The organism is Salinicola sp., from assembly GCF_982684285.1.
Genome location: NZ_CEXLVS010000023.1, coordinates 9,353 through 18,849, shown reverse-complemented (window position 1 = coordinate 18,849; position 9,497 = coordinate 9,353). Strand labels below are relative to the sequence as shown.

At 65.1% G+C, this 9,497-nt stretch carries 8 protein-coding genes; 7 read left to right on the top strand and 1 reads right to left on the bottom strand.

Features of this window, described 5'->3' with window-relative positions; genetic code table 11:
- On the top strand, positions 1–549 hold a 549-nt coding region (hda, locus tag AC3AYF_RS03675), incomplete at its 5' end, for a DnaA regulatory inactivator Hda (protein WP_487779406.1).
- Positions 550–637: 88 nt separating this feature from the next.
- Entirely contained in the window at positions 638–2,419 is a 1,782-nt protein-coding gene (dauA, locus tag AC3AYF_RS03670) for a C4-dicarboxylic acid transporter DauA (protein WP_295037229.1), read from the top strand.
- On the opposite strand, the gene AC3AYF_RS03665 is transcribed toward dauA, so the two are convergent.
- Positions 2,398–3,411: a LysR substrate-binding domain-containing protein gene (locus AC3AYF_RS03665; RefSeq protein ID WP_295037228.1), complete on the bottom strand. Its 1,014-nt coding sequence runs from the start codon at positions 3,409–3,411 to the stop codon at positions 2,398–2,400. The genes dauA and AC3AYF_RS03665 overlap by 22 nt on opposite strands.
- Positions 3,412–3,588: 177 nt before the next feature.
- Here AC3AYF_RS03665 and AC3AYF_RS03660 point away from each other — a divergent pair, with 177 nt between their 5' ends.
- From AC3AYF_RS03660 to AC3AYF_RS03640, 5 genes are all read left to right on the top strand, one after another.
- Positions 3,589–4,824, top strand: coding sequence for an aldose epimerase family protein (locus AC3AYF_RS03660; RefSeq protein WP_295037227.1), 1,236 nt, complete (start codon positions 3,589–3,591; stop codon positions 4,822–4,824).
- 317 nt (positions 4,825–5,141) lie between these two features.
- The gene (locus AC3AYF_RS03655; RefSeq protein WP_295037225.1) at positions 5,142–6,134 is read left to right on the top strand and encodes an arabinose ABC transporter substrate-binding protein; all 993 of its coding nucleotides are present in this window, start codon (positions 5,142–5,144) and stop codon (positions 6,132–6,134) included.
- A 44-nt stretch (positions 6,135–6,178) separates the two neighbouring features.
- Positions 6,179–7,672: an L-arabinose ABC transporter ATP-binding protein AraG gene (gene araG, locus AC3AYF_RS03650; protein ID WP_295037223.1), complete on the top strand. Its 1,494-nt coding sequence runs from the start codon at positions 6,179–6,181 to the stop codon at positions 7,670–7,672.
- Between the two features lie 52 nt (positions 7,673–7,724).
- Positions 7,725–8,726 carry an L-arabinose ABC transporter permease AraH gene (gene araH, locus AC3AYF_RS03645; protein ID WP_295037221.1) on the top strand — a complete coding sequence of 334 codons (1,002 nt, stop codon included), beginning with the start codon at positions 7,725–7,727 and terminating at the stop codon, positions 8,724–8,726.
- Between the two features lie 219 nt (positions 8,727–8,945).
- Positions 8,946–9,497: GntP family permease (locus AC3AYF_RS03640; protein WP_487779405.1), on the top strand; the 552-nt coding region annotated here is incomplete at its 3' end.

Below are 9,497 nucleotides of genomic sequence, written 5' to 3'. Positions count from 1 at the left end.
GGCGAGGGCGTGGGTTGCAGCCACCTGCTGCAGGCGGCTTGCCACCAGGCGGATGCCCAGGGCAAGCGCGCGCTCTATCTCCCGCTGGATACATTGGGGCACTTCCCGCCCGACATTCTCGAAGAGACGGAGCGTCTCGACCTGCTGGCCATCGATGACCTGCAACTGGTGGTGGGGCGCAAGCGCTGGGAGGAGGCGCTGTTCCACGGCTTCAACCGCTTGCGCGATGCCGGCAAACGGCTGGTGATCGCTGCCGACCGGTCGCCGCGTCAACTCGAGGTCAAGCTGCCGGACCTGGCCTCCCGCCTGAGCTGGGGGATGGTATTCCATGTCCAGCCGCTGGACGACGCTCAGCGGCTGGCCGCTCTCCAGCTCCGGGCCCGGGTTCGCGGGATGGAACTGCCGGCGGAAGTGGGACGGTATATCCTCCATCGCGGGCCGCGCCAGCTGGATCCGCTGTTCGAGATCCTTTCGAGGCTCGATCGCGCTTCGCTGTCCGCCAAGCGCAAGCTGACCATTCCCTTCGTCAAACAGGCGCTGGAGTGGTGAGCCGAGCCGGTCGGTCGTCGTCCTGTAACGCACGCTGTTGACACCGATATCGGGCCCCGGTAGCGGGAATTCGACTCAAGGATCCCTTATGGCTCGTCGTCGTTTTGCGCTGGACCCGCCCGGAATCGCCACCGCCATGCGTGCGGTCTGGCGTGAAGGCTACGGCATCGCCGACCTTCGCAAGGACGTGATGGCGGGGCTCACCGTCGGCACGGTGGCCGTGCCGCTGTCCATGGCGCTGGCGATCGCCACCGGCGTGCCTCCTCAGCACGGGCTCTACACGGCAATCGTCGCCGGTGCCGTCATTGCACTGACCGGGGGCGCCCGTTTCAGCGTCTCCGGACCCACCGCCGCCTTCGTGGCCATTCTGTTTCCCATCGTTCAGCAGCATGGCCTGGGCGGCTTGCTGATCGCCTCGATGATGGCGGGCGTCATGCTGGTGATCTTGGGCATATTCCGCCTGGGGCGGCTGATCGAATTCGTCCCCTATCCCGTGGTACTGGGCTTCACGGCGGGCATCGCGGTGGTGATCGCGGCGTTGCAGATTCCGGACTTTCTGGGACTCTCCGTCGCCGGGCTGGGCGAACATTTCCTCGACAACGTGAGCCGAATCGCCCTCTCGCTACCGAGTCTCGACCCGCTGGAGACAGGCATCGGCATCTTTACCCTGGCGGTCATGCTGCTGTGGCCACGCGCCGGGATTCCCGTTCCTGCGCCGTTGATCGGTCTCGTCGTCGGCGCGCTGGCGGCCTATTGCGCCAATCACTGGGCGGGCGCCCACGTCGAGACGATAGCATCGCGTTTCAGCTGGGAAGCGAACGGGACGAGCGGAACCGGGATCCCGCCCATCGCGCCTTCGTTCGCGCTTCCCTGGCTGCTGTCGGGGCCCGGCGGCGAACCCCTCGACATGAGCTTCGACCTGATCCGCGCACTGCTCGGGCCGGCGCTCGCGATCGCCATGCTCGGTGCGATCGAGTCGCTGCTCTGCGCGGTGGTGGCGGACGGGCTGACCCGCAGCAAGCACGATCCCAATGCCGAGCTGATCGGGCAGGGGATGGGCAATATCGTGGCGCCGCTGTTCGGCGGGATCACGGCCACGGCCGCCATCGCGAGAACGGCCACCAACATTCGTAGCGGTGCCCGCTCCCCGATCGCCGCGCTGGTGCACGCCGGCGTGGTCCTGCTCGCGGTCATGGCACTGGCGGGGCTGCTCGGGCTGGTGCCGATGGCATCCCTGGCCGCGCTGCTGTTCGTCATCGCCTGGAACATGAGCGAGGCCCGGCACGTCCTGCGGGTGCTGCGCTCATCGCCTCCCGGCGATGTCGCCATCCTGGTCGTCTGTTTCGCGCTGACCGTGCTCTTCGACATGGTGCTGGCGGTGGCTGTCGGCATCGGGCTGTCGGCGGCGCTGTTCATTCGGCGCATGGCGCTGCTGACGCGCACCGATCGTGTCGATGTCGAGAGCCATCCCGCGACCCTTGGCCTGCCGCCAGAGGTCGCGGTCTACGACATCGATGGCCCGCTGTTCTTCGGGGTTGCCGAGAAGGCGCTGACCTCGTTGCATCGCGTCGATCCCAAGGTACGCATCGTCATCATCGACATGGGGGGCGTGCCGAGCATGGATGGCACCGCCATCGTGGCATTCCAGGCTTTGATCGAGGCGATGAAGCGCCAGCAGGTTGCCCTCATTCTGGTCGGCCTGCCGGCGCGCATCATCGTCAAGCTCCGACGTGCAGGCATTCGCAGAGACGGGACGCTGACCTACTGCAGGGATCTTTCGCGGGCCCGAACCGTGGCGCTGCGCTGGCAACGGCGGCTGGCGGAAGGGGAGGCGGGCTCGAGCGCCGCTCACAGCGTCACGTCCCTGTAATGGGCCGGCGCCCTGGCCTGGCCGCCGCCATCGGCTGCCTTGCGCTCGCGGATCAACTGATGAAGCGTGCTCATCAGTTTCGCGGCACCGGGTGACATGCGTCGTTCGCGCAGACTGATCAGGCCGAAGGGTTGCACGCTGATGGCATCCGTCGACGGCAGGATCGCAAAGCGGGGCTGCGTGCACAGCAGATCGGCGACCTCCCGGGTCGTCACCGTGACCGAATCCGACTTGTCGACCATGGCGAGCGCCATGTAGATGTCCGGCGTATTGATGATGCGCTGGGGGGGAGCGACCTTGTGGTGCAGGAATAGGTGCTCGACGCGCTGACGCATCAGCGCCCCCGGGGGCTGGAGCACCCACGGGTAGTCCAGCATCGGCGTCAGGTCGAAGCTCTCCCGGGCGGTGAGCGGATGATCCGCCCGGCACACGAAGCACAGCGCCTCCTCCCCGATCTCCTCGAACACGAAATCGCCGGCCGGCATTCCGCTGGGGATCCGGGCGATGGCGAAGTCGAATTCGCCATCGCGCAACCGCGGCACCAGGTTGCGGCTGACGTCGACATCGATGTTGACCTCCAGGTGAGGGCTGTCGCGGTGTACGCGTTCCACCGCGCTGGCCAGCAGCGTCACGGCCGGCGCGAGGACCGTGCCGATGGAGACCGTCCCGGCGTTGCCGTCGTTGAGCGCGTTGATCTCCTCGCTGGCCTGGGTCAGCGAAGTCAACATGCCGCGGGCATGGCGAATCAGGCTCTCCCCGTACCAGTTGGGCGTCACCCCCCGCGAATGCCGGTCGAAAAGCGAGACGCCGAGCAGGTGCTCGAGGTCCCCCAGCAGCTTGGAAGCCGCGGGCTGACTCATGCCCAGCCGTTCGGCGGCACGATGAAGGTTGCGGCAGTCGTCGAGGGCGACGAACAGCTGGAGATGACGAAACTTGAGCCTGACGCGCAGGAACCAGTCCGGCGGCAGCAGCTCGGTGGAGTGAGACTTCATGCGACCATCCCGCTCATGGATTCGACGTTTTTATAAGGCATGTTGCGCTGTTCTCGCATAGTCAGATCGGGGCGCCCGGTCTAGGGTTTAAACGATCGTGTCGGCGGAGAGGAGTCGGCCGGAACGTCAGGAACGACAATCGGAACGTGAAGCTCAAACGAAAAACAGGAGTTCGCTATGACTCGCCATCTCTTTTCTCTTCCTCGATGTCTCGGCATCGGCCTGTTGGGCGTGATGATCGGCCCGGCCTGTCTTCAAGCTCAGGCACAGACGATGTCCGCCACCTCGTCATCGGCCATGCCGCCGGGAATCGAGCGCTCCTCGTTCGGCCGGCTTGCGGATGGCCGCGAGGTCGACTGCTATCGCATCACCAACGACAACGGCATCGAGATGCGGGTCATCAACTACGGCGGCATCATCGTGTCGCTGAAGACACCCGACCGAACCGGACGGCTGGATGACATCGTGCTGGGCTTCGACTCGATCGGCGATTATCTCTCCGAGACCTATCGTCAGGCCAACCCCTACTTTGGTGCCTTGATCGGGCGCTACGGCAACCGGATCGCCAACGGTCGCTTCACGCTCGACGGGGAAACCTACCACCTGCCGACCAACGATGGACCGAACACGCTGCATGGCGGCGATGTCGGGTTCAACCAACGGCTGTGGCACGTCGAGCCTTTCTCCTCCGCCGAGGGGCGAGGACTGGTGCTGACCTACACCAGTCCGGATGGCGAGCAGGGATTTCCCGGCCGGCTCTCGACGCGGGTCAGCTATACGCTGACCGATGACAATGAGCTGGCCATCGACTACCGCGCCAGGACGACCCGTGCCACGCCGGTCAACCTGACCCAGCACAGCTATTTCAACCTGAAGGGCGAGGGGAGCGCCAGCGTGCTGGATCACGAGTTGATGATCAATGCCAGCGCCTACACGCCCATCGATGAAACCCTGATCCCCACCGGCGAGATCGCCGACGTCAGCGGCACGCCATTCGATTTTCGCCAGCCGACCCTAATTGGCGCACGCATGGGCCAGAAGAATACCCAACTGGCCTACGCCAAGGGTTACGATCACAACTTCGTGCTGAGCAAGACCCACGGCCAGGGCGATCTGCCGACACTGGCGGCCAGGGTCATCGAACCCCGCAGCGGTAGGGTGCTCGAAGTGGCCACCACCGAGCCCGGACTCCAGTTCTACTCGGGCAATTTCCTCGATGGAAGCCTCACCGGCAAGAGCGGACGTCCCTACACCCACCGTTCCGGCCTGGCATTGGAGACGCAGCATTTCCCCGACTCTCCCAACCAGCCGAACTTCCCCTCGACGATCCTGAAGCCCGACGAGACCTATCACTCGCAGACCGTCTATCGCTTCTCGACGACAGCGTCGGAAGACCTGCCCCACGCCGACTGAACCCCGCCCGGCGAACGCCGGCAGCGAGAGCCTGCGGATTCCGCCAGAGTCGCCATCGCGGCGGCTCTGGCGGTTTGAAACAGCTGTTTTAACCAAAGTCGTAAAACGACTTTAGTCGGCCCGACAGGCCAGTCCGCTGGCGTTCGCCCCGCCTGCGCGTTGTACTCCCGGTTTGCTGATAGCAAATCATATATCGCTTTGCCGCTGGATCGTTATTAGCCGGTTATCGAACAACCGCTTAATGTCACGACAGCCGTGACGTGGCAAACGTCATCCAATAACAAACTCGATGGCCCTTGAAGGGCTGGAGGCCGCCAATGATTCGCTTTCTGAAATCGTCACTATTCGTACTCGGCGTGACCGGCGTGGGGGTCGCCTCCGCGCCGCTCCATGCCCAGGACGACGTCAAGATCGGGTTCATCGTCAAGAAGCCCGAGCAGGCGTGGTTCATCAATGAACAGGATGCCGCCAGTGCACTGGGCGAACAGAAGGGGTTCGAGGTGGTGCGGCTGGCCGGTGAAGATGGCCAGCAGGTACTCAGTGCCATCGACAACCTGAATTCCCAGGGCGCGCAGGGCTTCGTGATCTGCCCGCCGGACGTGCGACTCGGGCCGGCGATCGCCAATCGCGCCAAGCAGTACGGCATGAAGGTGGTGACCGTCGACGACCAGTTCCTCGGCGCGGATGGCAAACCCATGGCCTCCGTGCCGCACCTGGGCATGTCTGGCTACAAGATCGGCCGACAGGTCGGCGAGACCATCGCCAAGGAGATGAAGGCGCGGGGCTGGGACCCGCAGAGCGTGGCAGCCTTGCGCATCAGCAACAACGAGTTGCCCACCGCCAAGGAACGCACCGACGGCGCCACCGACGCGCTGCTGGACGCCGGCTTCGTCGAGGGCAACATCTTCGACGCGCCGCAGCAGAACACCGACACCAGCAGCGCCTTCGCGGCGGCGTCGCCGGTGCTGTCCAAGAATGGTCGCTTCGAGCACTGGGTGATCTTCGCGCTCAACGAGGAGAGCGTGCTGGGTGGCGTCAGGGCCAGCGAGCAGTACGGGTTGTCGCCTGATCAGGTGATCGGTGTCGGCATCAACGGCTCCGGCGCGGCGTTCGCGGAGTTCTCCCGCGAGAAGCCGACCGGCTTCTACGGCACGATTGCCGTCAGCTCGACCATGCACGGTCGCCAGAGCGCCGACAATCTCTATACCTGGATCACCGAAGACAAGGAGCCGCCGGCCAATACCGAGACCACGGGCACGCTGATGACGCGTGACAACTGGCAGCAGGTTCGCGAAGACCTGGGCCTGTAAGGTCCGCTCGCGAAACCGCACTCCCTACCGCTGAGGAGGCTGGAATGGCGGAAGCTTATCTTCGCATCGATGGCATCACCGTCGAGTTTCCCGGGGTCCGCGCGCTGGATGGTGTCAGCTTCACGGCGCGCGGGGGGGAAGTCCATGCCCTGATGGGCGAGAACGGAGCCGGCAAGTCGACGCTGCTTAAGGTGTTGAGCGGCGTCAACCGGGTCACCGCCGGACAGCTTTGGATCGGAGGCGAACCGATCGTTTTCGCCAATGCGCGGGAAGCGTTGCGCCATGGTGTCTCGATCATCTACCAGGAGCTGACGCTGTCGCCCAATCTTTCGGTGGCGGAGAACCTGCTGCTGGGGCAACTGCCGGTCAAGCACGGCTTTCTCGACCGGCGCCGGCTGCGGGAGCGGGCGATGACGATCCTGGAGGAGCTGGGCGAGGGGGATATCCACCCCTCGACCAAGGTGCGGGATCTCTCGATCGGCCAGCAGCAGATGATCGAGATCGGCAGGGCGCTGCTGCGCGACGCCCGCATCATCGCCTTCGACGAGCCGACCAGCTCGCTCTCGGTCCAGGAGATCCGGCACCTCAAGCGGATCGTCTCGCGGCTCCGCGACGAGGGGCGCGTGGTGCTCTACGTGACCCATCGCATGGAGGAGGTGTTCGAGATGTGCGATGCGGTCACCGTGTTCCGCGATGGCCGCCACATCCGCACCCACGACACCCTCGAAGGGCTCGATCACGACACTTTGGTCAGCGAGATGGTGGGGCGCGAGATCGAGGACGTCTACGGCTACCGGCCGCGGGAGCGCGGCGATGTGCTGATGCGCCTCGAGGGAATAGAGGGTCGGGGCGTCAGGGCCCCGGTCAGTCTGGAGGTGCATCGCGGCGAGGTGCTGGGACTGTTCGGGCTGGTCGGCGCCGGTCGCAGCGAGTTGATGCGGCTGGTCTGCGGGGTCGAGCGCGCCTCGGCCGGCCAGGTTTCGTTCGATGGCACCAGCCGCCGGTTCGGCTCGGCCCAGCAGGCGATCCGCGCCGGTATCGCGATGTGTCCGGAGGACCGCAAGTCCCAGGGTATCTTTCCCGTGGCCAGCGTGTCCGACAATCTCAATATCAGTTGCCGTCGCTTCTTCAAGCGCTGGGGAGGCTTTCGCGACCCGGCGCGCGAGACCCGCAACACCCAGGACTATATCCGGCAGCTGCGTATCAAGACGCCGGGGCCCAAGACCCCCATCGCCAACCTCTCCGGCGGCAACCAGCAGAAGGTGATTCTGGCGCGCTGGCTGGCGGAGGAGATCGACCTGTTCGTGATGGACGAGCCGACCCGCGGGATCGATGTCGGCGCGCGCCGGGATATCTACTCGCTGCTCTACGACCTTGCCGAGCGGGGCAAGGGCGTACTGGTCATCTCCAGCGACCTGGCGGAGGTCAGCTCCATCTGCGATCGCATCGGGGTGATGCGCGACGGTGAACTCATCGACATCGTCCCGCGTGAAGATGCGACGCCCGAGAGGCTGCTGGGCCTGGCGCTGCCGGCCTGAGACTGGCCACGGATTTCCACGAGAGCCCTGAATCGCAAGAGGATTCGACAACATGAACGACAAAGCTGCCATCCAGTCGACGGTGCCCGTCGAGGGGCGCAGGGGACTTCCCAAACCGCTACGCACGCTGCTGGACACTTCGGGACTGATCGCCGTTTTCATCCTGCTGTTCATCGGCCTCTCGGTGCTGGTGCCGGACTTCCTGACCGGACGCAACATCGTCGGCCTGCTGCTGTCGGTGACGCTGATCGGCACCATTGCCACCACCATGATGATGGTGCTGGCGTTGGGAGAGGTGGACCTCTCCGTCGCCTCCATCGTCGCCTTTTCCGGCGTGGTGGCGGCGATGGTGACATCCACCAGCGGCAGCGTGGCGATCGGCGTGCTGGTGGGGATCGCGGCGGGCGCCGCCGTCGGGGCGTTCAACGGCTTCGTGGTCGCCCGCTTCGGCATCAACTCGCTGATCGCCACGCTGGCCGCGATGGAATTCGTGCGGGGTCTGGCCTACATCACCTCCGGGGGCGACGCGGTGATGATCACCGTGCCGGGATTCTTCGATCTCGGCAGTGCGTCGTTCCTGGGGCTGACGCTACCGGTGTGGACCATGATCGGCTGCTTCCTGGTTTTCGGTGTCGTTCTGAACATGACGGCGTTCGGCCGCAACACGCTGGCAACCGGGGGCAATTCGGAAGCGGCCAGCCTCGCCGGGGTCAACGTGCGCCGCCTGAAGATCATGGTATTCGCACTCCAGGGCCTGGTGGCGGGTATCGCCGGGGTCCTGCTCACCTCGCGGATGGGTCTGGGCGACCCCAATACGTCGCAGGGGCTGGAACTGGCCGTCATCTCGGCCTGCGTGCTGGGCGGCGTCTCTCTCTCCGGTGGCGTCGCCTCGATCACCGGCGTGCTGGTCGGTGTCCTGATCATGGGCTGTGTACAGAACGCGATGGGGCTGCTCAACGTGCCCACGTTCTACCAGTACCTGGTACGCGGGGCGATCCTGCTGTTGGCGGTCATGTTCGACCGCTGGAAGCAGACCCGGCGCGCCGGTGGCTGACGGGCGTCGAACGAAAACTGCAACTTTGGTCGGGTCGCCTGAGCCGCCTTGTATGACGAAGCCGGGGCGCCGTGCTCCAGGCGTGTCTATCGATAACCAAAGACATATTGCTAGTGCGGTAAATTGACATTTCTTGGTTATCGGAAATTGGCGCTAACGTAGCGGCACCCCACGGCGAGCATTTCAGGCTGGAGCCGTGGCAGGAGTCAGGAGGCCGCCATGCAAGACACGACACAGGCGGCGGCCGGTCTCCCCACCTTGGGTTTGATGGGGATCGCCGCTGCTGCCATCACGATTCTGCTGATCTTGATCATTCGGGTGCGCCTGCATCCGTTCTTCGCGCTGGTCATCGTCAGTATCGGTACCGCGCTGGCGACCGGGATCTCGGTCGGCGATCTGCTGCCGACGCTGTTGGGAGGTTTCGGCAAGACACTCGGCAACGTGGCGTTGCTGATCGGGTTCGGTGCCGTGCTGGGCCGTCTCGTCGCGGTATCGGGCGGCGCACGCGTACTGGCCGATACGCTGATTCGCTTCTTCGGCAGCAAGCGGGCGCCCCTCGGGCTGTCGATCGCCTGCCTGCTGTTCGGTTTTCCGATCTTTCTCGACGCGGCCTTCGTGGTGATGCTGCCGGTGATCTATTCGGTCGCCCGCGAGCTCAAGGCGTCGCTGCTGCTCTATGGCCTGCCGGCCGCGGGGGCGTTTCTGGTCATGCACGCGTTGATGCCGCCCCATCCCGGCCCCGTCGCGGCTGCCGTGTTCCTGCACGCCGAC

Excerpts from the sequence above, each read along its gene's own strand:
- dauA (WP_295037229.1), top strand. The coding sequence starts at position 638 with ATGGCTCGTCGTCGTTTTGCGCTGGACCCGCCCGGAATCGCCACCGCC.
- AC3AYF_RS03665 (WP_295037228.1), bottom strand. The coding sequence starts at position 3,411 with ATGAAGTCTCACTCCACCGAGCTGCTGCCGCCGGACTGGTTCCTGCGC.
- AC3AYF_RS03660 (WP_295037227.1), top strand. The coding sequence starts at position 3,589 with ATGACTCGCCATCTCTTTTCTCTTCCTCGATGTCTCGGCATCGGCCTG.
- AC3AYF_RS03655 (WP_295037225.1), top strand. The coding sequence starts at position 5,142 with ATGATTCGCTTTCTGAAATCGTCACTATTCGTACTCGGCGTGACCGGC.
- araG (WP_295037223.1), top strand. The coding sequence starts at position 6,179 with ATGGCGGAAGCTTATCTTCGCATCGATGGCATCACCGTCGAGTTTCCC.
- araH (WP_295037221.1), top strand. The coding sequence starts at position 7,725 with ATGAACGACAAAGCTGCCATCCAGTCGACGGTGCCCGTCGAGGGGCGC.